Here is a 26822-nt window from a genome sequence, read left to right as displayed (position 1 = left end):
CTCACTCAGAAACTCCAGAGACGGACGAATGCGGGGACTCCGCAGGTGCGACCAGCAACTCTACCAACCGGTCGACGACGGCCTGCACCTCGTCGTTGATGACGACGACGTCGAACTCGTCACGCGCCGCCATCTCCTCGATTGCGGTGCGCAGCCGGCGCTCCCGGACCGCAGGGGTCTCGGTGCCCCGGTCGGTGAGCCGCCGGGCCAGCTCCTCGAAGGAGGGCGGCTCGACGAACACCGTGACCGACTCCGGCATGACCCGCTTGACCGAGCGGGCGCCCTGCAGGTCGACCTCGACGAGAACCGGGTGTCCGGCGGCGAGCTCGCGCTCGACGGGCTCGCGCGGGGTCCCGGAGCGCTGCAGGCCACCGTGCACCTCGGCCCACTCCAGCAGCTCGCCGTCGACGATCAGCCGGTCGAACTCGGCCGGGTCGACGAAGTGGTAGTGGATCCCCTCGACCTCCCCCTCCCGCGGCGCCCGCGTGGTCGCGGAGACGCTGAAGTGGAGGTCGGGGAGCTCCGAACGGAGCCGGTCGACGATGCTGCTCTTCCCGACCCCGGAGGGTCCCGCGAGCACCATCAGCCGGCCCCGGCGGGGCGGCGGTCCTGCCGGCACGCCGCTCCCTCTCAGGAAGGGAACTCGGCCAGCAGCGCCTTGCGCTGCCGCTCGCCGAGGCCGCGCAGGCGGCGGCTCGGGGCGATCTCGAGGCGCTCCATGATCTGCGCCGCGCGGACCTTGCCGACGCTGGGCAGGGCCTCGAGCAGGGCCGACACCTTCATCTTGCCGAGCACCTCGTCGGTGTCGGACTGCTTCAGCACCTCGGCGAGGGTGATCCCGCCGCGCTTGAGCCGGTCCTTCAGCTCTGCCCGGGCCCGGCGGGCGGCCGCGGCCTTCTCCAACGCGGCGGCACGCTGTTCCTCGGTCAGCTGGGGAAGGGCCACGGTCTCCTCCGTCTTTCGTCGTGCGCGAGGGCGATCGTCCGGTGGCGGCGATCGCCGTCCCCGGTGGGTGTGCCGGGGGCCGGGAGCGAACGTACCCACGCACCCGTTCGGGATGCCAACGGGGGTGCCACCTGTGGGTTTGATGCCACAGGCACGGTCGCCCACACCCGTCCGGGTGATACCACGAGGGGCCGCGCGGGGGCTACGGCGACGCGCCCGTTCGGCGCGCGGGACCGGCGCGTCACCGGTGTCGTCCGTCACGAATCGTGCGTGCGGGGGCGCCGCGGCGCTCAGCCCGCCCGTTCCACCGGCCCCAGGGCGCGCAGCCGTGCCGGTGTGAGGTCTTCCTTGTTGATGTACGCCACGGCCCCGCACCGCGCCGCGTCGCCGGGGAGATCGTCCAGCGCGTAGGTCGACAGGAGCACCACGCGGGCCGCCGGATCGCCCGCAAGGATCCGCCGGGTGGCCTCGATCCCGCTGATCCCGGGCAGGTTGATGTCCATGAGCACGACCGCGGGATGCACCCGTTCGGCCTCCACCAGGGCCTGCTCGCCGGTCTCGGCCTCGGCGGCCACCCGCCAGCCGCCGACCATCCCCACGACGGTGCGCGCCACCGTCCGGAACGGGCGCTGGTCGTCCACGATGAGGACGTCCACCACCTCGTCCACCGTTCCGGTCACCGACGGCACCTCCCCCGACCCGCGCGGCTCCGGTCCCGGCCGCGCGGTCAGCACAGCCTGCCGGGCCGTGGGGCAGGGCACCAGGGTGCCACCATCCCCTCCGAACGGGTGAATCCGTGCTCCGGAGGTATCAACCGGCCGCCGCGGCCACTCGCGGGCCGGGTCGGGCCCTGTCCGGCGCAGGGTTCAGCGTGGGGCGGTCACGGCGGTTCAGCGCAGGGCGGTGAGTGCCGCCGCCAGCTCGTCCCGCTGGGCCTCGGCCGCTGACCGCAGGGCCGCGGGCTCCGGTCCGGCCTTGAGGATCGACCGGGAGGCCGCGGGCAGGACGAGCCCGGAGAGGCCCGCGAAGCGCTCCGCGACGTCCCGCGGCGTGGCGCCCTGGGCCCCGAGCCCGGGGGCCAGCACGGCGCCGTTGAGGGCGCCGAGCTCGAGGCCGTGGTCGTGGGTGGCACCGACCACCACGCCGACCCCGCCCAGCGGCGACGCGCCGGCGTTGCGGCCCGCCGCGCCGTCGACCACCGCCTGGGCGACCGTGCGGCCGTCGGCGCTCGCCAGCTGCACCGAGCCGCCCTCGGGGTTCGACGTGCGGGCCAGCACGAACACGCCGCGCCCGGCCTCCTCGGCGACCCGGAAGGCCGGCTCGAGGGACCCGAACCCCAGGTACGGCGAGACCGTGATCGCATCCGCCGCGACGGCCGCGCCGACGCCGAGGTAGGCGTCGGCGTAGCCGTCCATGGTCGAGCCGATGTCGCCGCGCTTGACGTCGAGCAGCGACAGCGTGCCCGTACCGGCGAGGTCGGCGAGGGTTCGCTCCAGGACGGCGATCCCCCGCGACCCGTGCCGCTCGAAGAACGCCGCCTGCGGCTTCACCACGGCGACGTGCCCGGCCAGCGCCTCGACGGCGACGGCGCAGAACCGGGACAGCCCGTCCGCGTCGTCCGTGAGACCCCACTCGGCGATCAGCCCGGGGTGCGGGTCGATGCCGGCGCAGAGCGGCCCGAAGCGGTCGACGGCCGCGGCGAGCCGCTTCCCGAAGCTCACGACCCACCCCGATTCGACCGCATTGTGGTTCCATACCGCCGAGAAGAACCGTCGGAAATCGCATCATGGTTCCATAACGCGATCATGGGCGGGACTTCTTCAGCGCGGCGTGGGCGTCCTGCAGCGAGCGGACGCCGATGGAGCCGCGCAGCTTCGCCTCGATGCCCTGCACCGCGGCGGAGGCGCCCTGCACCGTGGTGATGCACGGGACCCCGCGGGACACGGCCGCCGCCCGGATCTCGTAGCCGTCGACACGCGGGCCCGAGTTGCCGTACGGCGTGTTGACGATCAGCGCGACCTCGCCGGCGAGGATCTGGTCGACGATCGTCTCGCGGGTCGTCCCGTCGGGGGCGGACTTCTGCGAGTGCTTCCGCACGACCGTGGTCGTGATCCCGTGCCGCCGCAGCACCTCCGCGGTGCCCTCGGTGGCGAGCACCTCGAAGCCCAGGTCGGCGAGCCGGCGCACCGGGAACACCATGGCGCGCTTGTCCCGGTCCGCCATCGACACGAAGACCTTGCCCTCGCCCGGCAGCGAGCCGTACGCCGCGGCCTGGGACTTGGCGAACGCGGGCCCGAAGGACGCGTCGATGCCCATGACCTCGCCGGTGGACTTCATCTCCGGGCCGAGCAGCGGGTCGACGCCCTGGCCGGCCGGGGTGCGGAAGCGGTTGAAGGGCAGCACCGCCTCCTTGACCGCGACGGGCGCGTCGGGCGGCAGCTCGGCGCCGTCGCCCTGCTGCGGGAGCATCCCCTCGGCCCTCAGGTCCGTGATCGACGCGCCGAGCATGATCCGCGCCGCCGCCTTGGCCAGCGACACCGCCGTGGCCTTGGACACGAACGGCACGGTGCGCGACGCCCGCGGGTTGGCCTCGAGGACGTAGAGCGTCTCGCCGTGCAGCGCGTACTGGACGTTGAGCAGGCCCCGCACCCCGACGCCGTGCGCGATCGCCTCGGTGGAGGTCCGGACGGCCTCGAGGACGCTGCGCCCCAACGTGATCGGCGGGAGCGTGCACGAGGAGTCGCCGGAGTGCACACCGGCCTCCTCGATGTGCTCCATCACGCCGCCGACGAAGACCTCCTCGCCGTCGCACAGGGCGTCGACGTCGATCTCGATCGCGTCGTCGAGGAACTTGTCGACGAGCACCGGCCGGTCCGGCGAGATGGTGGTGGCGCGGGCGATGTAGCCGGCGAGCGTGGACTCGTCGTACACGATCTCCATGCCGCGACCGCCGAGCACGTACGAGGGCCGCACGAGGACCGGGTAACCGATCCGCTCGGCGATCTCGCGGGCCTGCTCGAAGCTCGTCGCGGTGCCGAACGCCGGGGCGGGCAGCCCCGCCTTGCGCAGCACCTCGCCGAACGCGCCCCGGTCCTCGGCCAGGTCGATCGCGGCCGCGGAGGTCCCGACGACCGGCACCCCGGCCGCGGTGAGCCGCTGCGCCAGACCGAGCGGGGTCTGCCCGCCGAGCTGCACGATCACGCCCGCGACGTGGCCGGACTGCTGCTCGGCGTGGACCACCTCGAGGACGTCCTCGAAGGTCAGCGGCTCGAAGTACAGCCGGTCCGCGGTGTCGTAGTCCGTGGAGACGGTCTCCGGGTTGCAGTTGACCATGACGGTCTCGAACCCGGCCTCGCGCAGGGCCTGCACGGCGTGCACGCAGGAGTAGTCGAACTCGATGCCCTGGCCGATGCGGTTGGGCCCGGAGCCGAGGATGAGCACCTTCGGCTTCGCGGTCTGCGGCTCGATCTCCGACTCCGCGGCGGGGTCGGTCTCGTAGGCGCTGTAGTGGTACGGCGTCTTCGCGGCGAACTCGGCGGCACAGGTGTCGACCGTCTTGTAGACGGGCCGGATGCCCAGTCGGTGCCGCAACGCGCGCACGCCGTCCTCGCCCGCGAACTCGGAGCGGATCGCGGCGAGCTGGCGGTCCGAGAGCCCGGCCCGCTTCGCCCGGCGCAGCAGCGCCGCGTCGAGCACCGGCGCCGCCTCGATCTCGGCCCGCAGCTCGGCGAGCAGCTGGATCTGGTCGAGGAACCACGGGTCGATGCCGGAGATCTCGGCGACCTCGTCCACGGTCCGGCCCGCCCGCAGCGCCCGCTCGACGGCGTAGATGCGCCCGTCCGTGGGCGTGCGGATCTCGTCGTCCGAGGGCGTCCCGGCCGGCCCCGCCGGGTCCGGCGTCGTCCAGAAGCCGATCGCCGAGCGCTCCATGGAGCGCAGCGCCTTCCCGAAGGCCTCCTGGAACGACCGCCCGATGGCCATCGCCTCGCCGACGGACTTCATGGTCGTCGTCAGCTCGGTGTCCGCGCCGGGGAACTTCTCGAACGCGAACCGCGGGATCTTGACCACGACGTAGTCCAGCGTCGGCTCGAACGCCGCCGGGGTCTCGCCGGTGATGTCGTTGCGGATCTCGTCGAGCGTGTAGCCCACGGCCAGCTTCGCCGCGATCTTCGCGATCGGGAAGCCGGTGGCCTTCGACGCCAGCGCACTCGAGCGGGAGACGCGCGGGTTCATCTCGATGACGACGAGCCGGCCCGTCTCCGGGTGGATGGCGAACTGGATGTTGCAGCCGCCGGTGTCGACGCCGACCTCGCGCAGCACGGCGATGCCGACGTCGCGCATGTGCTGGTACTCGCGGTCGGTCAGCGTCATGGCCGGGGCGACGGTGATCGAGTCGCCGGTGTGCACGCCCATCGGGTCGAGGTTCTCGATCGAGCAGACGACGACCACGTTGTCGTGGTGGTCGCGCATGAGCTCGAGCTCGAACTCCTTCCAGCCGAGCACCGACTCCTCGATGAGGACCTCGGTGACCGGGGAGGCGGCGAGCCCCGCCCCGGCGAGCCGCTCCAGCTCCTCGTCCGTGTGCGCCATGCCGGAGCCCAGCCCGCCCATGGTGAACGACGGCCGGATGACCACCGGGAGCCCGAGCTCACCGACGGCCGCCCGGACCTCCTCCATGGAGTGGCAGACCGCGGACCGCGGCACGTCGCCGCCGATGCGCTGCACGATCTCCTTGAACTTCAGCCGGTCCTCGCCGCGCTCGATGGCGTCGACGTCCGCGCCGATCAGCTCCACGCCGTAGCGCTCCAGCACGCCGTTCTCGTGCAACGCGATCGCGGTGTTGAGCGCGGTCTGCCCACCCAGGGTGGCCAGGATGGCGTCCGGCCGCTCCGCGGCGATGACCTTCTCGACGAACTCCGGGGTGATCGGCTCGACGTAGGTGGCGTCGGCGAACTCGGGGTCCGTCATGATCGTCGCCGGGTTGGAGTTGACCAGCGAGACGCGGATCCCCTCGGCGCGCAGCACCCGGCAGGCCTGGGTGCCGGAGTAGTCGAACTCGCAGGCCTGGCCGATGACGATCGGGCCGGAGCCGATCACCATGACGTGCCGGATGTCCTCGCGGCGCGGCATCAGACCGCTCCCCCGTTCTGGTCGAGCAGGCGGTGTCGCCCGCCCGAGTCCTCGGTCCCGGCCGGCCCGTGGGCCACCGGGTTGTCCGTCATGAGCTGGCAGAAGCGGTCGAACAGGTCCGCGGCGTCGTGCGGGCCCGCGGCCGCCTCCGGGTGGTACTGCACGCTGAAGGCCGGGAAGTCCAGGCCGGTGAGCCCCTCGACGCAGCCGTCGTTGGGGCAGGTGTGGCTGACGACGCCGGTGCCGAACGGGGTGTCGAAGCGCTCCCCCGCGCTGCCCTCGACCGCGAAGCCGTGGTTCTGCGAGGTGATCGCGACCCGTCCGGTGGCGTGCTCCACGACCGGGATGTTGATGCCGCGGTGGCCGTAGCGCAGCTTGTAGGTCCCGCGGCCGAGCGCCCGGCCCAGGATCTGGTTGCCGAAGCAGATGCCGAACAGCGGGATCCGCCGCTCCAGCACCTGCCGGGTGAGCTCCACCGGGACGTCGGCCGTGGCCGGGTCGCCCGGGCCGTTGGAGATGAAGACCCCGTCGGGGTTGACGGCGAGCAGCTGCTCGAACGAGGTGTCGGCCGGCAGCACGTGCACCTCGATACCGCGCTGGGTCATCATCCGCGGGGTGTTGAACTTGATCCCGACGTCGAGCGCGGCGACCGTGAACTTCTTGTCCCCCACCGCCTCTCGGACGTACGGGGTCCTCGTGGTGACCGCGCCGTAGAGGTCGGCACCCTCCATGCCCGGGCTCTGCTTCACGCGCTCGACGAGCATCTCGTCCGACCCCAGCGAGGTACCGGAGAAGACGCCGGCGCGCATGGCGCCGCGCTCGCGCAGGTGCCGCACGACGGCGCGGGTGTCGATCTCGGCGATGCCGACGATGCCCTGGGTCCGCAGGGCGTCCTCCAGCGAGCCGGTGGACCGCCAGTTCGACGGCCGGCGGCTGGGGTCGCGCACCGCGTACCCGGCGACCTGGATGCCGGTGGACTCGTCGTCCTCGTCGTTCCAGCCGGTGTTGCCGATCTGCGGGGCCGTCTGCACCACGATCTGGCGGTGGTACGACGGGTCCGTCAGGGTCTCCTGGTAGCCCGTCATTCCCGTGGTGAACACGGCCTCGCCCAGGGTCTCGCCCACGGCGCCGAAGGCCTCGCCCCGGAAGATCCGCCCGTCCTCGAGGACGAGCACTGCGTCGATGGTGGGGCTGGTCATGCCACAACCTTCCCGTCGCGGGCCGTGATCCGGCCACGCAGAACCGTCGCGGCCACCGCTCCGGGCAGCCGCATTCCCTCGTACGGCGTGTTCGCCGCCCTGCTGGCCAGTGCCGCGCCGCGCACCGTCCACTGCGCGTCCGGGTCGACCAGCGCGAACGTCGCCGGCTCCCCGACCGCGATCGGCCGGCCCTGGTCCGGCAGGTCGACGATCTCGGCCGGCCGCTCCGACATCACCCGCGCGACCCCGTGCCAGTCCAGCAGGCCCGGCTCGACCATCGTGTGGATCACGACCGACAGCGCCGTCTGCAGCCCCAGCATGCCCGGCTTCGCGGCCGCCCATTCCGTGTCCTTGTACTGAGACGCGTGCGGGGCGTGGTCGGTGGCGACGACGTCGATCACGCCCTCGGCCAGCGCCTCGCGCATGGCCTGCGTGTCCGCCCCCGTGCGCAGCGGGGGGTTGACCTTGTTGACCGGGTCGTAGCCGGTCAGCCGCCCGTCGGTGAGCAGCAGGTGGTGCGGGGTGACCTCGGCGCTGACCCGCACGCCCTGCGCCTTCGCCGCCCGCAGCACCGCGATCGAGTGCAGCGAGGAGACGTGGCAGACGTGCAGCGCGGCGCCGGCCTCACGGGCCAGCGCGCAGTCCCGTGCGACCACGGTCTCCTCCGCCGTGGCGGGCCACCCGGCCAGACCCAGCCGGGACGCGATCGCGCCCTCGTGTGCCTGCGCACCGTCGGTGAGCCGGTGGTCCTCGGCGTGCTGGGCGATCACGACGTCGAGCGCGCTCGCGTACTCCAGAGCCCGCCGCATGATCAGCGGGTCGTTCACGCAGCGCCCGTCGTCGGAGAACATCCGGACCTGGGCCGCGGACGTCGCCATGGTCCCGAGCTCGGCGAGCTTCGCGCCCTTCAACCCGGTGGTCACGGCGCCGACCGGGTGGACGTCGACCAGGCCGACCTCCTCGCCGCGGCGCCGCACGTGCTCCACGACGACGGCGGTGTCCGCCACCGGGTCCGTGTTCGGCATCGCGAAGACCGCGGTGAAGCCGCCGAGCGCGGCGGCGTGCGAGCCGGTCTCGATGGTCTCGGACTCCTCGCCGCCGGGCTCGCGCAGGTGCACGTGCAGGTCGACGAGCCCGGGCAGCAGCACGTGCCCGCCGGCGTCGAGCACCTCGGTGCCCTCGGGCGCGGCGAGGCCGGTGCCGATCTCGGTGACGACGCCGTCCTGCACGAGCAGGTCGACGGCCTCCTCGCCGTAGGGCCGGGCGTTGCGGATCAGTAAGTCGTTCAGCAGGTCTGTCATTCGGGCGCTCCGGCGAGCAGGTGGTAGAGGACGGCCATCCGCACGTGCACGCCGTTGCGCACCTGGGCGAGGACCGCGGCGTTGGGGGCGTCGGCCACGGCGGGCGCGATCTCCATGCCGCGCACCATCGGACCGGGGTGCAGGACGGGCGTGCCCTCGGGCAGCAGGGCGAGCCGGCGCTCGTTGAGCCCGTAGGTGACCGAGTACTCGCGGGCGCTCGGGAAGAAGCCGCCGTGCATCCGCTCGGCCTGCACCCGCAGCATCATCACCGCGTCGAGCGCGGGCAGCTCGGCGTCGAGGTGGTGCGCGACCCGGCAGGGCCACTCCGCGACGCCCGTGGGCAGCAGCGTCGGCGGGGCGATCAGCACGACCTCCGCGCCGAGGGTGGAGAGCAGCAGCACGTTGGACCGGGCGACCCGGGAGTGCAGCACGTCGCCGACGATCCCGATCCGGCGCCCGGCGACCGAGCCCAGCCGCTCCCGGAGCGTGGCCGCGTCGAGCAGCGCCTGGGTGGGGTGCTCGTGGGTGCCGTCGCCCGCGTTGACGATCGAGGTGTGGGTGCCCGTCGTGCCCGCGTCCTTGTCGGCCCACCCGGCGATCCGGTGCGCCGCACCCGACGCGGGGTGCCGGACGATCACGCAGTCCGCGCCCATCGCGGAGATCGTCAGCGACGTGTCGCGCAGCGACTCGCCCTTCGACACCGACGAGCCCTTGGCGCTGACGTTGATCGTGTCGGCGCTCATCCACTTGCCGGCGACCTCGAAGGACACCCTGGTCCGGGTCGAGTCCTCGTAGAACAGCGTGACGACGGTGCGGCCGCGCAGCGTGGGCAGCTTGCGGACCTCACGGCCCAGCAGCGTGTCCTTGAGCCTGCTCGCGGTGTCCAGCAGACCGGTCGCGGTCGCCGCGTCGAGGTCCGCGATCGAGAGCAGGTGCTTCACGCGTCCCCTCCGTCCGTGGTCGGCTCCGCCTCCGTGTCGATGGTCGGCTCCACCTCCGGGCCGACCGCCGGCTCCCCGGGCCCCGGCTCCGGCCGCTGGATCAGTACCCCGTCCCGGTCGTCGGACTCCGTGAGCCGGACCAGGATCTTCTCGGCGCGCGAGGTGGGCACGTTCTTGCCCACGTAGTCCGCCCGGATCGGCAGCTCGCGGTGGCCGCGGTCGACCAGGACGGCGAGCTGCACGGCGCGCGGGCGGCCCTCGTCGCTCAGGGCGTCGAGCGCCGCGCGGGTGGTGCGGCCCGACATGAGGACGTCGTCGACGAGGACGACGAGCTTGCCGTCGATCCCGCCCTCCGGCACCGCGGTGTCGACGAGCGCGCGGGTGGGGCCGCGGCGCAGGTCGTCCCGGTAGAGGGTCGCGTCGATCGAGCCGACGGCCGGGGCGACGCCGGTGAAGTCGGTGATCGCGGCGGCGAGCCTGCGGGCCAGCACGGCCCCGCGGGTGGGGATGCCGAGGAGGACGAGGTCACCGGTGTTGCCCGGCCCGAACGCGGTCTTCTCGATGATCTGGTGCGCGATGCGCGCGATGGTGCGGGCGACGTCGGCGCTGCTCAGCAGCTCCCGGGCAGGAGCCTGCCCCTCGCCGACGTCCCCGCGGCGATCGTTCGCCACGAGGTGCTCTCCTTTCCCGCCTCACGGGACGGGGTTAAAGGACTGTCGGGGTCCGAGGTTATCAAGCGGCGGGTGGTCGTCGCGGCCGGGCGGGAGCGCCGTCGGTCACGTCCGCGGGGACCACACCAGGTCACGGGTTCGTCACGATCGGGCAACACGCCGGTCCCCTTCCGGTCCCCAGCGCGCGGCGTGGGCGCTCCCCGCGACCGTCACCGCCCGTACTGTCACGCAGTGCCACACCCACACGTTCACCATGCGTCCCAACGCTCGCGGGCCGTCGCGGCCGGCCAGGCGGGATGCCCGATTGATACCGCTGACGGGGGACGAACCGTCGTTCGATCGGGTGGGAATGTCCGACCTGGCCCCCGTCCGGGGCCACCCGGCTTGACCTGCGACGCGACACCGGCGCATGATTACTCTGCGTATTGATCGACAGTGGCGAGGGTGGCCGCCGCGGCGGCGACACCGACCTCGTCCCACGACGAGACCAGCGAGCACCACCGGAGCGCGTCGGCGCTCAGCAGCACCCGCTCACCACTCAGCGGTACGAGGTCCACTTTCGGCCCACAGCGGCCGAGAAGACCAGGAATGAGGAGATCGCCACATGGGCGACTACGCCAAGGCCCTCGGGAGCAAGCTCCGGGCCATCCGGCAGCAACAGGGGCTGTCGCTGCACGGCGTCGAACAGAAGTCCGGGGGCCGCTGGAAGGCGGTGGTCGTCGGGTCCTACGAGCGCGGCGACCGCGCGGTGACCGTCCAGAAGCTCGCCGAGCTGGCCGACTTCTACGGCGTCCCGGTGGCCGAGCTGCTGCCCGAGGGCCGCGTGCCCTCCGGCTCCGAGCCGGCCACGAAGATCGTCATCAACCTCGAGCGGCTCCAGCAGCTGCCCGCGGACAAGGTGGGCCCGCTGGCCCGCTACGCCGCCGCGATCCAGTCCCAGCGCGGCGACTACAACGGCAAGGTCCTCTCCATCCGGGCCGAGGACCTGCGTTCGCTGGCGATCATCTACGACATGACCCCGGGCGAGCTGACCGACCAGCTCATCGACTGGGGCGTGCTGCCGCCGGAGGCACGGCCCTCCCACCGGGTCGAGTAGGAACCGACGGCACCGGACCTCCGCACCGCACGGGACCGCGCACCGGGGAAGGGCGCGCGGCACCGGGACCAGGTCCAGCGGGAGCGGCGATCCGACGGCGGCGGCCCTCAGGCCGGGGCCGCCGCCGTCGTGCCCGGATCCGACCCCGACAGGGGCGGGAACAGAGCGTTCAGGACCGGGGTGACCGGAACAGGCACTCTTGCGTGAGGCTGGCGACGTGCCCGCCGGAGCGGTCGTGGAGCGTGCCCGTGTACCAGTTGCGGCCGCCCGCGGCGCTGCGCGGCACGAGGTCGATGAGCATCCAGTCGTCGGCCCGGACCGGGCGGTGGAACCACAGCGCGTGGTCCAGGCTCGGGCCCGGCACTCCCCCGTCGACCGGCGGGAACGCGCCGAACATGTCCGAGATGTAGGTCAGCGCCGAGGCGTGCACCAGCGGGTCCACCGGCAGCGGCTCCGTGCACCGGGTCCAGTAGCGGACCGGGTAGCGGCGGGCGCCCGGGTGGGCGCGGACCGTGCGCCCCTCGAACCCGAAGACCCGCGGGACCGGCTCGCCGGTGAGCGTCTCGGGGTCGGGTGCCTCGGGCGCGGGATCGACCGAGGTGTCCGGGCCGTCCTGCGGCACCGCGAACGACGCGGCCATGTTGAAGATCACCTCGCCGTCCTGGATCGCGACGACCCGGCGGGCGGTGAACGAGCGGCCGTCGCGGTCCCGGTGCACCTGGAACACCGTCGGGCGGGAGGCGTGTCCGCCGCGCAGGTAGTAGCCGTGCAACGAGTGCGGCACCCGGTCGTCGGGCACCGTGCGGCCGGCCGCGAGCAGCGCCTGCGCGGCGACCTGCCCGCCGAACAGGGCGTAGTCCTCCTCGAAGACGGTGCACGCGCGGAACAGATCGCGGTCGATGCGCTCGAGCTCCAGCAGGTCGAGCAACGTCGGCTGTGTGCGGCGCGGCTCGGTCGCCGTCATGCCAGAACCTCCCCGGGGGTCGCGGCACGGGAGTGCCGCCAGTCGGCCAGCAGCGTACGCAGGCCGGTGACCAGCGCGATCGGTGAGTCGATCATCACGTGGTGCGCGGCGGCGGGGATCTCGACGACGGGCACCCCGCGGCCGAGCCGGTCGCTCACCATCTCGCCCATGTGCTTCGGCATCAGCCCGTGCTCGGCGCGGAAGAGCGCGACCCGGCAGCCGGGGATGTCGAGGTCCTCCGGGGTGAGCGCGTTGCGCAGGAACACCCGCGGGTCGAACTTCCACGACCACCCGCCCTCGACCGCGCGCAGCGAGTGCTCGGCGATGTGAGCGAGCACGTACGGCTCGCCGTCCTGCGGCGGCACGGTCCGGAAGTGCCGGATCGCCCGCTCCCGCTCGGCGTAGACGCGCAGCGGGCCGAAGGCGCGGTGCTGCCGGGCCGCCTTGTCCTCCGGGGGCATCTCGCGGACCGGGGTGTCGATCGCGACGGCGCCGCCGAGCCGGTCGCCGAACTCCTGCGCGGCGATCAGCGCGACCATCCCGCCCATGCTGTGGCCCAGGATCACCGGCAGCGGGGCGAGCCCGGAGGCGTCGGCCACGGCCAGCGCCTCCGCGGCCCACTGCTGCAGTGTGTAGCGCTCGCGGCGGCCGGAGTCGCCGTGCCCGGACAGGTCCATCGCGACCACCCGCCGGCCCTCGGGCCCGACGAGGAGCGGCCCGAGATGGTCCCACCAACGCGCGTGCGCGGCGCCGCCGTGGATGAGCAGCACGCCCTCGCCGGGTGGGCCCCACGCCCGGAAGGCGACGGCGGCGCCGTCGACCTCGACCGCTCCCGTCTCGGCCTCCTCGGCGAGCGCGGCCCGGAACCAGGCCGGGGGGTCGGCCGGCGAGTCGGGCCCGGTGGAGTCGGGCCCGGTGGAGTCGGGCCCGGTGGAGTCGGGCCCTGTCGAGGCGGGCCCTGCTTCGGGCGCCGGATCGGACCCGGACACGGGCTGGGGCACGGGCGGCTCCTGGTCGTGGTGGGTGGACGGTGGGGTTCGGGTCCCCGGGGACGTTACGGCACCCGGCGCCCGTTCCCGCCCCGTCGGGCGCCGGTGTCGGGCTCGGTGTCTGGCTCGGTGTCCGGGCGGGCGGGGTCGTGGTCCTCGTCGCCGATTCCTCTCGCCGCGAGCGCCTCGCCCAGCTCGTCGGCGTGCCGGAGGGTGCGGACCACGAAGGGCACCGCGAACGCGGTCGGCGACCGCTCCGCCCCGCGCGCCCGTGCCGCCTCCCGCACCGACCCCGCGATCGCGGACAGCGTCGTCACCGCCTGCACGGTGAGCCCGACGAGCAGGCCGAGCCGATCCGCACGCACCCCGACCCGGCGCAGCGGGCCGAGCGCCCGCTCGACGGTCGCGATTACCGCGTCGATCCGCGTGGTCAGGGTGAACAGGCCCGCCGCCGCGAGGGACGCTGCCAGCCGCAGGACCGTGACCAGGGCGGACTGCCAGCCGAGGAGCCACACCTGCAGCGCACCGACCAGCACGGCGAGCAGGAGCAGGGACCGCGCCACCGGCAGGACGCGGCCGCCCGGGATGCGCGCGATCACGTACCCGGCGGCGACGAGCCCGCACGCCCCGCCGAGCCACGCCGGCGAACCGACGACCACGACCGCGGTCACGAGCGCGAGCAGCACGAGCAGCTTCGCCCCGGCCGGTGCGCGGTGCAGCGGGCTGTGGCCGGGCGAGTACAGGCCGAGCGGGGTCACGTCTCGCACAGCTTCCGGTAGTGCCGCAGCGCGGGCTCCGGCTCGTCGTCGGCCACGACCCGGCCCTCGTCGAGCACGACGACGCGGTCGAAGTCCGCCAGCAGGTCCAGGTCGTGGGTCACCAGCAGCACCTGCTGCCGCAGCCCCGCCACGATCTCGGCGAAGCGACGGGTGTTGCGCAGGTCGAGCAGGGTGGTCGGCTCGTCGCAGACCAGCACGTCGGGATCCAGGGCGAGCATCCCGCACAGCGCGAGGAGCTGCTTCTGGCCGCCGGAGAGCTGGTGGGCGGGATGGTCGGCGTAGCCCTCGAGGCCGTGCGCGGCGAGCACCGCGGCGGCCCGCCGGGCGCGCTCGGAGCGGGAGAACCCGCTGCGGCGCAAGGAGAACGCGACGTCCTCGCCCGCGGTCGGCATCACGATCTGGCTGTCCGGGTTGGTGAACACGAACCCGACCCGCCGGCGGACCGCGGGCCCCTTCTCGGCCGGGTCCAGGCCGTCGACGAGCACCCGGCCCTCGGTGGGCAGGACGAGCCCGTTCACCATGCGCGCCAACGTGGACTTGCCCGAGCCGTTGGCTCCGACGAAGCCGATCCGCCGCTCCGGGAGCGCCAGGTCGACCTCGCGCAGCACCACCCGCTCCTCGTAGCGGTGCCCGACGCCCTCGAACGTGATCACCGTGCTCCCTCCGGTGGTACCGGCTCCCCGTCCGGCCCGACGGCCTGCCACAGGGCCGCGACGCCCAACCCCCCACCGGCGGACAGCGCCGTCAGCCCGAGACCGCCCCGCCCCTGCCGCACGAGCTGTGCGAACAGCCGCACCGCCAGGACCGCGCCCGAGGCGCCCCAGGGGTGGCCGAGGGCGATCGCCCCGCCGTCGGGGTTGACCGTCCCCTCGTCGAGGCCGGCCGCATCGAGACAGGCCAGCGCCTGCCCGGCGAAGGCCTCGGTGAACTCGGTGACGTGGGGCGTGCCGTGCTTCAGCACCGTGCGCAGGGCCGGGACCACGCCGAGCCCGAGCCGCCGCGGGTCGCAGCCGGAGGTCGCGCTCGCGACCAGCCGCAGGCCAGGGAGGTTCCGCTCGCGCCGCACGCGTTCCGACACGACGAGGACCGCCGCGGCACCGTCGCTGACGCCGCACGAGTTCGCCGCCGTGGCCGTGCCGTCCGCGGTGAAGGCGGGCCGGAAACGCGCGAGCCGCGCGGCGGTGAAGCCCGCGCGAGGCCGCTGGTCGCGCCGGACCCCGGCGACCTCGACCAGCTCGTCGTCGAAGCGGCCCGCGGCCTGCGCGGCCACCGCGCACTCGTGGCTGCGCAGGGCGAAGCGGTCCTGCCGCTCGCGGGAGATCCCCGCCTCGGCGGCGACGAGGTCCGCCGCCTCACCCATCTCCGGGTCGCCGAGCTCGGCCGGGGCGAAGGGCGCGCGGGTGTAGGGCTCGGGCGGATCGGTGCGCCACAACCGGTGCGGGGCGGTCGACGCGCTCTCGACGCCGCCCGCGAGGTAGGCCTCGCCCTCCCCCGCGGTGATCATGGTCGCGGCCAGGGTAATCGCCGCGAGCCCGCTGGCGCACTGCCGGTCGACCGTCAGGCCGGGGACCTCCGCGCCGAGGCCGGCGCGCAGGGCGGCCACCCGGGCGGTGTTGCCGCCGGGGCCGAAGACGTTGCCGAGCAGGACGTCGTCGACCGTGGTCAGCCCCGCGTCCGCGAGCAGGGTCCGGAGCACCGGGGCAGCCAGCTCGTCGGCGGCGAGGTCGCGCAGCACGCCACCGGCGGTACCGATCGGGGTGCGGCGGGCGGCGACGACGACGACGGGTGAGTTCATCGCAGCGGCTCCGCGTCGAGGACCCCCGCGGCCAGCTCGTCGGTGATCACGGCCCGGGCGGGCTTGCCGGAGGCGGTGCGCGGCAACGCCTTCGCCCGCAGCCACACCCGCGGCCACTTGCCGGGTTCGAGGGCCCGGCGGACCGCCGCGCGCAGGTCCGCCAGGGCCGGCTCCCCCTCGGCCTCCCCCTCGACGACGGCGGTGACCAGCGCCCCGAGGCGGGGGTGCGGCGACCCGGCGACCACCACGTCGTCGACACCCGGGACCTCGCGCAGCACGGTCTCCACCTCCTCGGCCCCCACCAGCCGGCCCCCGCTGGAGATCACGGCGGAGTCGCGGCCGTGCACCGTGAGCACGCCGTCGTGGAGGTCGACACGGTCGCCGACGGTCGTCCACTCCCCCGCGGGCGCCAGGCGGCCGCCGCGCAGCGCCCCGTCGGCCGCGAGGGGTGAGCGGACCCAGAGCGTGCCGTCGCGGACGTCCAGGTCGACGCCCGGCACCGGCCGCAGCCCGGCGCCGCGCCGGATCGCGATCAGGGAGTGCTCCGCGGAGCCGTAGTACTCCACGAGCTCGGCGCCGGGGAAGGCGCGGGCGAACCGTTCCCGGAGGCCGTCGCCGAGGTGCGCGCCGCCGCAGACCACGGTCCGGAGCGCGGACGGCTCGGTTGCGCGCTCCTGCGCGGCGACCAGGTCGGCGAGCATGGCCGGGACGACGTGGGTGGTCGCGGCGGCGCGGGCGTCCGGGGCCCGGCCGAGCCGGAGCTCGGCCCCGCACCACAACGCGTGCAGGGCGCCGAAGAGGAACAGCGACGAGCTGAGCGGACCGCCGATCAGGACCGGGCCGGGCACGGGGCCGAGGGCGGCGAAGCTGCGCAGCCACGAGTCCCGGGAGCGCTGCAGCACGGTGGGGCGGCCGCTGCTGCCGGACGTGGTGGGCAGGTAGAAGGGCGTGCGCCCGTCGCCCGCGGGGGTCACGGCGCCCGGCTCGGCGTCGACGAGGCCCCCCGTGCCGGCGGTCCCGACGGTCCCGGCGACGAGGTCGGGGCGCGCGTCGTCGAGGACGGCGGCGCGTTCGCCGACGGACCACCGGGGTTCGACGACGAGGGCCGCGGCGCCGAGCAGGTCGGCGCCGAGGAACCGGGCGAGGAGGTCGTCGTCGGCGCTGCCCTCCAGGGCGACCCGGCCGCCTTCCCGCAGTCCCCGGCGCGCCAGCTCCGCGGCGGCGGCGTGGGCCCGGCCCAGGAGCCCGGCGGGGACCGTGGCGGCGCCGAGGACGGGAGGCGTGCGCGGGGCGGTCACCGCGTCCGCGTCCCCACCAGGCGTCCGGGCAGCGCGCGGTGCACCACCGAGGCGATCAGCGCCGCGACCACCACCTTGACCAGATCGCCGGGGACGAAGACCAGCGACCCCGTGAGCGCGGTGCTCCACGACCCGGTGTAGACGGCCAGCCAGGGTACGCCGATCACGTAGTCGGCGACGAGGCCGGCGAACGCCGCGAGCAGCAGCACGGGGAACCCGGGCCGGCCGCGCCGCGCGGCGGCCTGTGCGATCAGGCCCGATACCAGCGCCGACAGGATCCAGCCGAGCAGGAACCCGCCGCTGGGGCCGACGAACGGGGCGAGGCCGCCGCGGCCGCCGGACAGCAGCGGCAGCCCGATCGCGACCAGCGCCAGGAACAGCACGACGGCGAACACGGCCCGCTTCGCGCCGATGAGCACCCCCGCCAGGAACGGCCCCATGTTCTGGACCACGATCGGCACGCCGGTGGCGCCGACGTACACCCCCGGGAAGAGTCCGAGCACCGCGAGGAACGCGGCGAAGACCACGGTGGTGGCCAGATCGGTGGCGGGCGACGACGCTCGGGCGGACACCCGACGAGGCTAGACGAGCTGGGGACGTTTCCCGAGGTCCTGCCCCTGTCACCCGCGCCACTCCGCGGTCCTGCCGCCGACGGCCGGGGGAAGGCCCGCGGACACCCCTCACGCCCGCGGGCGACCCGCCTCAGCCCGCCAGTACCGCGTCGATCTGCCCCATGGCGAGGCGCATGCCCTCCTCCATCCCCATCGCGGCGAGCTTCTCGAGGTCCTCGAGGGTGGGGAAGGTGGTCACGGTGGTCATCCGGGTGCCCGAGCCCGTGGGCTCCAGCGTCACGGTCGCGTGGGTCGTGGGCATGTCCGTGTTCGGCTCGCCGTCCTCGCCCGCGAAGCCGTCGTCGAACTCCAGACGGTGGGGCTCGTCGATCGCGGTGATCCGCCACCACCCGCCGGCCTTCTCCCCCTCGGGGCCGGTCATGTAGTAGCGCGACCGCCCGCCGACGACGAACCGGTGCTCGACGAACGTCGCAGGCCAGGTCGGCGGGCCCCACCACCGCTCCAGCCGGCGCGGGTCCGCCCACACCTGCCACACCTGCTCGACCGGGGCGTCGAACTCGGCGACGAAGGTCAGCGTGAGGGCCTGCGGGTCCTTGCGGACGTCGATCACGGTCATGGTTACGTCCTCTCCTCCGGGTCTCGGGCGAGGGCGTCCTCGGCGAGGACGTCCTCGATGGCCCGCACGCGGTGCCGCCAGATCCGCTCGTAGTCGTCGAGCAGGCGGGCGGCCCGCTGCAGGGCCTCCGGGTTGCCGTGCACGAGCTGCTCCCGTCCACGTCGCTGCTTGGTGACGAGCGCGGCCCGCTCGAGCACCGCCACGTGCTTCTGCACGGCGGCGAAGCTCATGTCGTACCGGCGGGCGAGCGTCGAGATCGACTGTGCCTCGCGCAGCACCTGCTCGACGATGTCCCGCCGGGTCGCGTCGGCCAGCCCGTGGAAGATCCGGTCGATCTCGTCCGGACTCAGCCCGCCGGCGATCCGCTCACGTACAACCACATGGTTGTACGTTAGGGCATCGGCCCCAGCGCGACAAGCCCCCGGTTCGCGGCGGCCAGCGCCAGCAGGACCACCGCCGCGTCGGTGGGCCTCGTGACGTCGCGCCCGGTCAGCGCGGTGAAGCGGCGCAACCGGTTGAGCACGGTGTTGCGGTGGCAGAAGGAGGCCTCCGCCACCTCCTTCATGGAGCCGGACTCCGCGAACGCCCGCACCGTCTCCAGCAGCCGGTCCCGCTCCCCCGGCGCCGCCTCCGCCAGCCCGGACAGCACCGAGTCGACCAGCTCGGCCGCGGTGTCGGAGAGCCGTCCCGCGGCGAGCGGCAGCCAGGCGTCGCCCACCTCGACCGGGCCGGGCCCCGCGGTCACCGACGCGATCTCGGTCGCCAGCCGCGCACACCGCGGCACGGTGGCGAGCCCGTGGGCGAGCGGCCCGACCCCGCACTGCACGCCGTCGAGCACCGCCCGCACCGGCGCGCCGGTCCCGCCCTGCCAGGCCGCGATCAGCACGCTGTGCGCGCCGGCCGCCTGCACGTGCACCATGCGGCCCCGCGCCGCCAGGGACTCGGCGACGCGCCGCAGACCGGCGCCGGACGCGGCACCGGCGGCGGCGACGAGGAAGTCCGCGTCGACGTCGACGGCCAGTGCGAGCGCCACCCGCTCGACCTGGTCGGGATCGGGGTTCTCGCTCCCCAGCAGCTCGCCGACCAGCGCCGTCCGCTCCCCGAGCCGCTCGCGCGCGAGCAGCGCGGCCTCCTCCTGGTAGCTGGACTGGACCTGCAGCGTGTAGTCCTCGACCACCGCCCACACCTGCTCGACCCGCGAGACCAGGACGTCGCGCTCTTCCGGCGTCGCCCGCTCGCGTAGGGCCGACCACAGCACACGGAAGTCGAGCCGCACCGCCGAGAGCAGCTCGTTGAGCGGGACCCCGCGGCGGGCCCGGTCCCGCCCGATCGACTCGCCGACGGCCGCGAGCCGGTCGGGGACGTCCTGGCCCGCGATCCGCCGCAGCAGGTGGTCGAAGGTCAGGTCCGCGTCGGCGACCAGCCGGTCCGGCGGCACGAGGCCGCGGCCGTACGGGGCGATCCGGCGGACCTTGTCCACGAACTCGTCGACCAGGCCACCCGAGTCGACCCGCAGCCGCCCCACCAGGACGGCCCAGCGGGCGTCGTCGGCCGGGTTCGCGGCCGGGATCGCTGCAGTGTCACGCCGGTTGTGCATCTGCACATCATCCAGCTCACATCACGCTGCACGAAGTGCTACCGGCCCCGTGACCGAATGGTCACGCTGTGCCCGTGCACCTGACCCCGCGAGAGACCGAGCGGCTGCTGCTGCACAGCGCGGCCTCGCTCGCGCGCCGTCGGCTCGACCGCGGCGCGAAGCTCGGCGCGCCCGACGCCGTCGCCCTGGTCTGCGACGAGATCTGTGAGATGGCCTGGGACGACCTGCCCTACGAGGAGGTCGTCGCCCGGGCCCGCACCGTCGTCGACCCGGAACGGCTGGTCGAGGGCGTCGCCTCCGCCGTGCCGTCGCTGCAGGTCGAGGCCCTGTTCCCGCACGGCTCGGTGCTCGTACACGTCGACCGGCCCTTCGGCACCCCGCGGGCCGACGGGCCGGGGGCAGTCCGCGCCGAGGGCCCGCCCCGCGAGCTGGCGCCCGGCCGCGAGCGCGGCACCGCGCGCCTGCACAACCGGGGACACCTGGCGATCTGGGTCTCCTCGCACGTCCAGCTCGACCGGCTCAACCCGGCGCTGGCGGTCGACCTCGCCGACGCGGGCGGCTTCCGCCTCGACCTGCCGGCCGGGACGTCGCTGAAGGTGGAGGCCGGCGCGGAGCGGGAGGTCCCGGTGGTCCGGATGGGGAGGACACACGCATGACGACCGTCGAGCGCCGCGCCTACGCCCGCCTGTACGGGCCGACGACCGGCGACCGGATCCGGCTGGGCGACACCGACCTGTGGATCGAGGTCGAGGCCGACGACACCGAGCCCGGCGAGGAGCTGCTCGGCGGCTGCGGCAAGACCGCCCGCCACGGCGCGCTCGTCAGCAGCTCCGCCGACCGCGCGAGCGCCCTGGACATGATCGTCCTCGGGGTGGTGCTGGTCGACCCGCTGCTGGGCGTGCGCAAGACCAACATCGGCATCAAGGACGGCCGGGTCGTCGGGGTCGGCCGCGCCGGGAACCCTCAGGTCCAGGCCGGGGTCGAGCTGGAGGTCGACGCCCACACCGCGATGATCACGGGCGAGGGGCTGATCTGCACCCCCGGCGTCGTGGACTCGCACGTGCACCTGTCCAACGCCGATCTCGCCGCCGCGGCACTGTCCGCCGGCGTGACCACGCTGGTCGGGATGGGGATGGGCGGGGTCTGGGACGTCGGCGCCAACCCGCGCCGCAACCTGCACACCCTGATCGAGGGCTGGGCGGACGTGCCGATCAACGCCGCGTTCCTCGCCCGCGGCAGCTCCACCAGCGCCGGGCTGCTCGAGGAGGCCGTGGCCGCGGGCGCGGGCGGTTTCAAGATCCACGAGGACTGGGGCGCCACGCCCCCGGTGATCGACACGTGCCTGGGCGTGGCGGAGGGCGCGGACCTGCCCGTCGCCCTGCACACCGACACGCTCAACGAGTCCGGCTACCTCGCCGACACCCTCGACGCCGTCGGCGGCCGGACGGTGCACGCGTACCACGTCGAGGGCGGCGGCGGGCATCCCGACCTGCTGCAGATCGTCTCGAAGGACAACGTCCTCACCTCGTCGACGACGCCGACGCTGCCGCTCACCCCGTCGACCGTCGCCGAGCTGGGCCCGATGACCCTCACGGTGCACCGCGGGCACGCCCACGTGCCCAGCGACGTGAGCATCGCGGCCGGCCGCATCCGCGAGCACGCGATCTCCGCCGAGAACGCCCTGCACGACTCCGGCGCCATCGCGATCGTCAACTCCGACGCCCTGGGCATGGGCCGGATCGGCGAGACCGCGCGGCGGACCTGGCAGCTCGCGCACGTGCAGGCGACGCTGGCCGGCGAGACCGGCCCCGACATCGCCAACAACGCCCGGGTGCTGCGCTACCTGGCCAAGCTCACGCACAACCCGGCGGTCGCACACGGGCTCGCCCACCACGTCGGCTCGGTCCGGCCCGGGATGCTCGCCGACCTGGTCCTGTGGAACCCGGCCTGGTTCGGCGCCCAGCCCGACCTGGTGCTCAAGTCCGGGTTCGTCGCCTGGGGCGCCGCCGGCTCGGGGTCCGGCTCCACCCGGCTGACCCAGCCGCGGCGGATGCTCCCCTTCTACGGGGGTCTCGGCACCGCCCCGGCGCGGCTGGCCCACGTGTTCGTGTCCCGGCACGCCGACCACGGGAACCTGCCCCGCGGGCACACCTACGCGACCATCGCCGACAGCCGGGGCCTGACCTGCGCGGACATGCTGCACAACACCGCCACGCCCCGGGTCGAGGTCGCCCCCGAGCCGATCCCGGTGCGCGTCGACGGCCGCGACGTCCCGCTGCACCGCTCGCCCGCCCTGCCCCTGACCCGGCTCCACCACCTGGGATGAGCATGATCGACCTGCTGCTGCACAACGCGACCGTCCACACCCTCGACCAGGACCACGCCCGCGCCCGGTCCGTCGCGATCCACCAGGGCCGCGTGTTCGCCCTCGATCCCGACGGCGTGCGCGCCCGCCGCGAGATCGACCTGCAGGGCGCCACCGTGGTCCCCGGTTTCGGCGACGCGCACAACCACATGGCGTGGTTCGGCCAGTCCCTCACCGACATCGACCTCGCCGGCCTGCCCGACCTCGACGCGCTCTACGCGGCCGTCGCCGAGCGTGCCGCGACCCTGCCCGCCGACGCCTGGGTGACCGGCGCCGGCTACGACGACACCACCCTCGGCGGGCACCCGCACCGGCGCGCGCTGGACCGCGCCGCGGGTGGGCGCAAGGTCTGGCTCAAGCACCGCTCCGGGCACGTCTGCACGGTCAACTCGCCGGTGCTCGAGCTGATCGGCGACCGGCCGGTGCCCGAAGGCGGCGTGGTCGTCACCGACGCCGACGGGCCGACCGGGACGCTCGAGGAACAGGCCCAGAACCTGGTCGCCGACCTCGTGGTGCCCTACCCGCTCGACGACCTCGCGGCGGCGATCCGGCGGGCCGCCGCGGTCTACGCGACCGAGGGCCTCACCCACGTCACCGAGTGCGGCGTGGGCGGCGGCTGGATCGGGCGCTCCGGGCTCGAGCTCGGCGCCTACCAGCAGGCCGGCCCGTTGCCGGTGCGCGTGCAGGTCATGCCGGTCTCCGACGCCCTGCACCCGTTGCGCGGTCACGCGAGCGACCCGGACCGGTTCGGCCTCGACCTCGGCCTGCGCACCGGCTTCGGCGACGACATGCTGCGGCTCGGGCCGATGAAGATCTTCCTCGACGGCTCGCTCGTGGCCCGCACCGCGGCGATGCTGCACCCCTTCTGCGACCGGCACTCCCACGGCTACCTGCAGGAGGACGCCGAGCTGCTGCGCAGGCGGGTGGTCGACGCGCACGTGTCCGGTTGGACCGTCGCCGCGCACGCCATCGGCGACCGCGCCGTGGACCTCGCCCTCGACACGTTCGCCGAGGCCCAGAAGGAGCGGCCGCGCCCGGAGGTGCGGCACCGGATCGAGCACGCCGCCGTGACCAGCGAGGCGCAGATCGCGCGGATGGCCGACCTCGGCGTCACGCCCGTACCGCAGACCCGGTTCCTGTACGAGATCGGCGACACGATGGCCGCCGCCGTCGGGCCCGACCGGGCCGACTCGCTGTACCGGGTGGCCGGCTTCCACCGCGCCGGGCTGCGCGTGCCCGGCAGCTCGGACCGGCCGGTCGCGTCGGGGGCGCCGCTGCTCGGCATCCAGTCCATGGTCGAGCGACGCACCCGGGACGGCGCGGTGCTCGGCCCCGACGAGCGGGTGTCGGCCGAGGCGGCCCTGCGCGCCTACACCCTCGACGCCGCCTGGACCGCCGGCGACGACCACGTCCGCGGCTCGCTCACCCCGGGCAAGCACGCCGACCTGGTCGTCCTCGGCGACGACCCGCTGTCCCTGCCCGCCGACCGGATCGGCGCGACCGAGGTGGTCGCGACCCTCCTCGGCGGCCGCCCCACCCACGGCTCCGCCACGCTCGGTCTCGATCCCCTGGAGTTGTCATGAGCTCACCGGTCCGCGCCGCGACCGTCAGCGATCGCGAGGCGCGCACGGTCGCCTTCGGCGCCTTCGTCGGCACCGCTCTCGAGTGGTACGACTTCTTCCTCTTCGGCACCGCCGCCTCGCTGGTGTTCAACCACCTGTTCTTCACCGGCTCGCCGGTCGCGGCCACGCTGGCGGCGTTCGCCACCTTCGCCGTCGGGTTCGCCGCCCGGCCGCTGGGCGCGATCCTCTTCGGGCACCTCGGCGACCGCATCGGCCGGCGGACCTGCCTGCTCATCACCGTGACCATGATCGGCGTCGTCACCGGTGTGATCGGCGTCCTGCCGACGGCCCTGTCGATCGGCGTGCTCGCGCCGATCGCGCTCACCGCGCTGCGCCTGCTGCAGGGCATCGCCGTCGGCGGCGAGTGGGGCGGCGCGGTGACGCTCGCCGTGGAGCACGCGCCGAAGGACAAGCGCGGCCGGTACGCGGCGATGCCCCAGATCGGCTCGCCCATCGGCACGCTGCTGTCGTCGGGCGCATTCCTCGCCGTGTCCGCGCTGCCGAAGGACAGCTTCGACTCCTGGGGCTGGCGGATCCCGTTCCTGATCGCCTTCCCGCTGCTCGGCGTCGCGCTGTACCTGCGCCGCCGGGTCGAGGAGTCGCCGCTGTTCGAGCAGCTGCTGGCCGAGGACGAGCGGGCCAGCTCGCCGGTCAAGGACGTCGTGGTGCACTCGCTCCCGCAGCTGCTGGTGGGCGCCGGCTCGGCGTTCCTCGGCGTCGGCGGGTTCTACCTGGCCACCACGTTCGTGATCAGCTACGGCACGGCCACGCTCAAGCTCCCGTCGTCGCTGATGCTCGCCGCCACGCTCGTCGCGGCCGCGGTGGAGATCGCCGTGCTGATCACCGGCGGCCGGCTCGCGGAGCGGTACGGCGCGGCCAGGATCACCGTCGCCGGCGCCGTGTTCTCGGCGATCGCCGCCTTCCCGATGTTCTGGCTGATCGACTCCAGGTCGGCCACGCTGGTGATCATCGGCGTCACGTTGGGCGTCGCCTGCCTGTCGGTGCCCTACGCGGTCTCCGGCGCGCTGCTCACCGAGCTGTTCCCGGCGCGGCTGCGGTACTCCGGCGTGGCCCTGTCGGCCAACGTCGCCGGCGTGGTCAGCGGGTTCGTCCCGCTCGTCGCGGCCGCCTTCCTCGCCGGGGCCGGCGGGGCCTCGTGGACCGCCGCGGTCCTGCTGATCGTCATCGCCCTGATCACCGCGATCTCGGGCATGCTCGCACCGAAGGTCGCGCTGGGGCGCGACGACGAGGTCGTGGAGGACGTCCGTGGCTGACGGGACGGAACGGACCGGCACGGAACGCACGGAGCGGACCGGCGTGGAACGGACGGCGGGGGCGCTGCTCGTCGCGCAGCTGGAGGCGCTCGGGGTGCCGCGGGTGTACGGCGTGCCCGGCGAGAGCTACCTCGAGGTGCTCGACGCGCTGCACGACTCCCCGGTCGAGATGGTCGTCTGCCGGCAGGAGGGCGGGGCCGGGTTCATGGCGATCGCCGAGGCCCGGCTGACGGGCCGGCCCGGCGTCGCCGCCGTGACCCGCGGCCCGGGCGCGGCCAACGCCGCCATCGCGGTGCACACCGCGTGGCAGGACGCCACGCCGCTGGTCCTGCTCGTCGGACTGATCCCGGTCGCCGACCGGGACCGGGAGTCCTTCCAGGAGTTCTCCCTCGGCGGATGGTTCGGCACCACCGCGAAGCGGGTGATCACCCTCGACCGGCCCGAGCGGGCGGCCGAGCAGGTCGCGGAGGCGTTCGCGGTGGCGACGGCGGGCCGGCCCGGCCCGGTGGTGATCGGTCTGCCCGAGGACGTCCTCACGGCCAAGACCTCGGCGCCGGTCGTCCCCGCGCGTGCCTTCTCCGGCGGTGCGGTCTCCCCCGCCCAGGCGGAGGAGCTGGAGGTGCTCCTCGCCGGGGCCGAGCGGCCGCTCGTGATCGTCGGCGGGACCGGCTGGACGGCCGACGCGACGGCCGCGGTCACCGCCTGGTGCGAGCGGCGGCGCTTCCCCGTCGTCGCGGACTGGCGGTGCCAGGACATGGTCGACCACGACAGCCCGGCCTACGCCGGTTGGTTCGGCTACGGCTCGGACCCGGGACTGCTCGACGCCCTCGACCGCGCCGACCTGCTGCTCTTCGTCGGGGGGCAGTACGGCGACGTGCTGTCCGGCGGCTACACCCACGGGAACCCCGAGGCCCCGACGGTCGTCGTGTCCGCCGACCCCGACCTGCGGGCCCACCAGCGCCGCGTCGACCTGCACCTGCTCGCCACCCCGGCCGCCTTCGCCGCCGCGCTGCCCGAGGGACCCGCGGCGGACCCGGCCTGGTGGGACGAGCTGCGCGCGGCCCGCGAGCGGTTCGCGACGCCCGGCGGGCCGGTCGACGGCGAGTTCGTCGACCTCGACCGCGCCGCGGCCGCGCTGGCGGAGCGCATGACGCCGGACGCCATCGTCGCCCACGGTGCCGGGCAGCACGCGATCTGGGCGCAACGGTTCCTGCCGCGGCACGCCTTCCCCTCGCTGCTCGCCCCGCGCAACGGGGCGATGGGCTACGGGCTGCCCGCGGCCGTCGCCGCCGCGCTCGTGCACCCCGGCCGGCAGGTGGTCTGCGTGGCCGGCGACGGCTGCTTCCTCATGAACGGTCAGGAGCTCGCCACCGCCGCCGCGTACGGCGCCGCCCCGCTCGTGCTGATCGCCGACAACTCCGGCTACGGCACGATCCGTCAGCACCAGCAGCGCCACCACCCGGGCCGGCCCAGCGGCACCGCGCTGGTCAACCCGGACTTCGGCGCGCTCGCCCGCTCGTTCGGCCTGCACGGGGAGCGGGTCTCCCGCACCGACGACGTCCCGGCCGCGCTCGACCGCGCCCTCGCCGCCGTCGCGGGGGGCCGGGCCGCGGTCCTGCACCTCGACGTCGACCCGGAGATCCTCCAGCCGCGCGGGGTGTGAGGTGG

At 74.5% G+C, this 26822-nt stretch carries 25 protein-coding genes; 6 read left to right on the top strand and 19 right to left on the bottom strand.

The genetic code is table 11. From position 1 onward, the window contains the following. Nucleotide 1: 1 nt before the first annotated feature. From gmk to pyrR, 9 genes are all read right to left on the bottom strand, one after another. Nucleotides 2-619 (bottom strand): guanylate kinase, encoded by a 618-nt coding sequence (gene gmk / locus LWC33_RS00660; RefSeq protein WP_372476527.1) that lies wholly within the window; start codon nt 617-619, stop codon nt 2-4. Between the two features lie 11 nt (nt 620-630). Then, the gene (gene mihF / locus LWC33_RS00655) at nt 631-945 is read right to left on the bottom strand and encodes an integration host factor, actinobacterial type (protein WP_037038688.1); all 315 of its coding nucleotides are present in this window, start codon (nt 943-945) and stop codon (nt 631-633) included. 290 nt (nt 946-1235) lie between these two features. Next, nucleotides 1236-1625: a response regulator transcription factor gene (locus LWC33_RS00650; protein ID WP_233302129.1), complete on the bottom strand. Its 390-nt coding sequence runs from the start codon at nt 1623-1625 to the stop codon at nt 1236-1238. A 210-nt stretch (nt 1626-1835) separates the two neighbouring features. Further along, complete coding sequence (gene pyrF, locus LWC33_RS00645; RefSeq protein ID WP_233302128.1) at nt 1836-2666, bottom strand: orotidine-5'-phosphate decarboxylase; 831 nt, start codon at nt 2664-2666, stop codon at nt 1836-1838. Between the two features lie 82 nt (nt 2667-2748). Then, nucleotides 2749-6075 (bottom strand): carbamoyl-phosphate synthase large subunit, encoded by a 3327-nt coding sequence (gene carB / locus LWC33_RS00640; protein WP_233302127.1) that lies wholly within the window; start codon nt 6073-6075, stop codon nt 2749-2751. After that, nucleotides 6075-7274 carry a glutamine-hydrolyzing carbamoyl-phosphate synthase small subunit gene (gene carA / locus LWC33_RS00635; RefSeq protein WP_233302126.1) on the bottom strand — a complete coding sequence of 400 codons (1200 nt, stop codon included), beginning with the start codon at nt 7272-7274 and terminating at the stop codon, nt 6075-6077. The genes carB and carA overlap by 1 nt, the downstream gene beginning before the upstream one ends. Further along, nucleotides 7271-8575: a dihydroorotase gene (locus tag LWC33_RS00630; RefSeq protein ID WP_233302125.1), complete on the bottom strand. Its 1305-nt coding sequence runs from the start codon at nt 8573-8575 to the stop codon at nt 7271-7273. The genes carA and LWC33_RS00630 overlap by 4 nt, the downstream gene beginning before the upstream one ends. Continuing rightward, nucleotides 8572-9516 carry an aspartate carbamoyltransferase catalytic subunit gene (locus LWC33_RS00625; protein WP_233302124.1) on the bottom strand — a complete coding sequence of 315 codons (945 nt, stop codon included), beginning with the start codon at nt 9514-9516 and terminating at the stop codon, nt 8572-8574. Before LWC33_RS00625 ends, LWC33_RS00630 begins: the two co-directional genes overlap by 4 nt. Beyond that, nucleotides 9513-10187, bottom strand: coding sequence for a bifunctional pyr operon transcriptional regulator/uracil phosphoribosyltransferase PyrR (gene pyrR, locus LWC33_RS00620; RefSeq protein WP_308190875.1), 675 nt, complete (start codon nt 10185-10187; stop codon nt 9513-9515). The genes LWC33_RS00625 and pyrR overlap by 4 nt, the downstream gene beginning before the upstream one ends. Before the next feature lie 604 nt (nt 10188-10791). Here pyrR and bldD point away from each other — a divergent pair. Further along, nucleotides 10792-11283 carry a transcriptional regulator BldD gene (gene bldD / locus LWC33_RS00615; protein WP_037038677.1) on the top strand — a complete coding sequence of 164 codons (492 nt, stop codon included), beginning with the start codon at nt 10792-10794 and terminating at the stop codon, nt 11281-11283. A gap of 169 nt (nt 11284-11452) precedes the next feature. On the opposite strand, the gene LWC33_RS00610 is transcribed toward bldD, so the two are convergent. The 10 genes from LWC33_RS00610 to LWC33_RS00565 all read right to left on the bottom strand — a co-directional run bounded on the left by LWC33_RS00610 (nt 11453) and on the right by LWC33_RS00565 (nt 19893). Beyond that, on the bottom strand, nt 11453-12247 hold the full coding sequence (locus LWC33_RS00610) for an acyl-CoA thioesterase (protein ID WP_233302123.1): 795 nt from the start codon (nt 12245-12247) through the stop codon (nt 11453-11455). Beyond that, a complete protein-coding gene (locus LWC33_RS00605) occupies nt 12244-13248 on the bottom strand; it encodes an alpha/beta fold hydrolase (RefSeq protein WP_233302122.1) in 1005 nt (334 codons plus the stop codon). Before LWC33_RS00605 ends, LWC33_RS00610 begins: the two co-directional genes overlap by 4 nt. A gap of 53 nt (nt 13249-13301) precedes the next feature. Next, nucleotides 13302-13994: an energy-coupling factor transporter transmembrane component T family protein gene (locus LWC33_RS00600; RefSeq protein ID WP_233302121.1), complete on the bottom strand. Its 693-nt coding sequence runs from the start codon at nt 13992-13994 to the stop codon at nt 13302-13304. Next, the gene (locus LWC33_RS00595; protein WP_233302120.1) at nt 13991-14668 is read right to left on the bottom strand and encodes an energy-coupling factor ABC transporter ATP-binding protein; all 678 of its coding nucleotides are present in this window, start codon (nt 14666-14668) and stop codon (nt 13991-13993) included. The genes LWC33_RS00600 and LWC33_RS00595 overlap by 4 nt, the downstream gene beginning before the upstream one ends. Next, entirely contained in the window at nt 14665-15810 is a 1146-nt protein-coding gene (locus tag LWC33_RS00590; RefSeq protein WP_233302119.1) for a thiolase family protein, read from the bottom strand. The genes LWC33_RS00595 and LWC33_RS00590 overlap by 4 nt, the downstream gene beginning before the upstream one ends. Beyond that, nucleotides 15807-17108 (bottom strand): AMP-binding protein, encoded by a 1302-nt coding sequence (locus LWC33_RS00585; RefSeq protein ID WP_233302118.1) that lies wholly within the window; start codon nt 17106-17108, stop codon nt 15807-15809. The genes LWC33_RS00590 and LWC33_RS00585 overlap by 4 nt, the downstream gene beginning before the upstream one ends. Further along, a complete protein-coding gene (locus LWC33_RS00580; RefSeq protein WP_233302117.1) occupies nt 17105-17680 on the bottom strand; it encodes a biotin transporter BioY in 576 nt (191 codons plus the stop codon). Before LWC33_RS00580 ends, LWC33_RS00585 begins: the two co-directional genes overlap by 4 nt. 130 nt (nt 17681-17810) lie before the next feature. Continuing rightward, nucleotides 17811-18296: an SRPBCC family protein gene (locus LWC33_RS00575; protein ID WP_233302116.1), complete on the bottom strand. Its 486-nt coding sequence runs from the start codon at nt 18294-18296 to the stop codon at nt 17811-17813. Between the two features lie 2 nt (nt 18297-18298). Further along, complete coding sequence (locus LWC33_RS00570) at nt 18299-18676, bottom strand: ArsR/SmtB family transcription factor (RefSeq protein WP_233302115.1); 378 nt, start codon at nt 18674-18676, stop codon at nt 18299-18301. 11 nt (nt 18677-18687) lie between these two features. Next, a complete protein-coding gene (locus LWC33_RS00565) occupies nt 18688-19893 on the bottom strand; it encodes a PucR family transcriptional regulator (RefSeq protein ID WP_233302114.1) in 1206 nt (401 codons plus the stop codon). Nucleotides 19894-19967: 74 nt separating this feature from the next. On the opposite strand from LWC33_RS00565, the gene LWC33_RS00560 reads away from it, so the two are divergent. Genes LWC33_RS00560 through LWC33_RS00540 form a run of 5 tightly spaced genes read left to right on the top strand, consistent with a single transcriptional unit; the run spans nt 19968 to nt 26817 of the window. After that, a complete protein-coding gene (locus tag LWC33_RS00560; protein ID WP_233302113.1) occupies nt 19968-20549 on the top strand; it encodes an urease subunit gamma in 582 nt (193 codons plus the stop codon). Further along, entirely contained in the window at nt 20546-22219 is a 1674-nt protein-coding gene (locus LWC33_RS00555; RefSeq protein ID WP_233302112.1) for an urease subunit alpha, read from the top strand. The genes LWC33_RS00560 and LWC33_RS00555 overlap by 4 nt, the downstream gene beginning before the upstream one ends. Before the next feature lie 2 nt (nt 22220-22221). After that, nucleotides 22222-23841: an amidohydrolase gene (locus LWC33_RS00550; protein WP_233302247.1), complete on the top strand. Its 1620-nt coding sequence runs from the start codon at nt 22222-22224 to the stop codon at nt 23839-23841. Then, nucleotides 23838-25154, top strand: coding sequence for an MFS transporter (locus LWC33_RS00545; RefSeq protein ID WP_233302111.1), 1317 nt, complete (start codon nt 23838-23840; stop codon nt 25152-25154). The genes LWC33_RS00550 and LWC33_RS00545 overlap by 4 nt, the downstream gene beginning before the upstream one ends. Beyond that, on the top strand, nt 25147-26817 hold the full coding sequence (locus LWC33_RS00540) for a thiamine pyrophosphate-dependent enzyme (RefSeq protein WP_233302110.1): 1671 nt from the start codon (nt 25147-25149) through the stop codon (nt 26815-26817). The genes LWC33_RS00545 and LWC33_RS00540 overlap by 8 nt, the downstream gene beginning before the upstream one ends. The last annotated feature ends 5 nt before the right edge of the window (nt 26818-26822 follow it).

The sequence above is a fragment of the Pseudonocardia terrae genome, assembly GCF_021343995.1.
GTDB classification, from domain to species: domain Bacteria; phylum Actinomycetota; class Actinomycetes; order Mycobacteriales; family Pseudonocardiaceae; genus Pseudonocardia; species Pseudonocardia terrae.
Note: the sequence above shows the minus strand (reverse complement) of the source record. Positions and strands in the feature narration are given on the sequence as shown.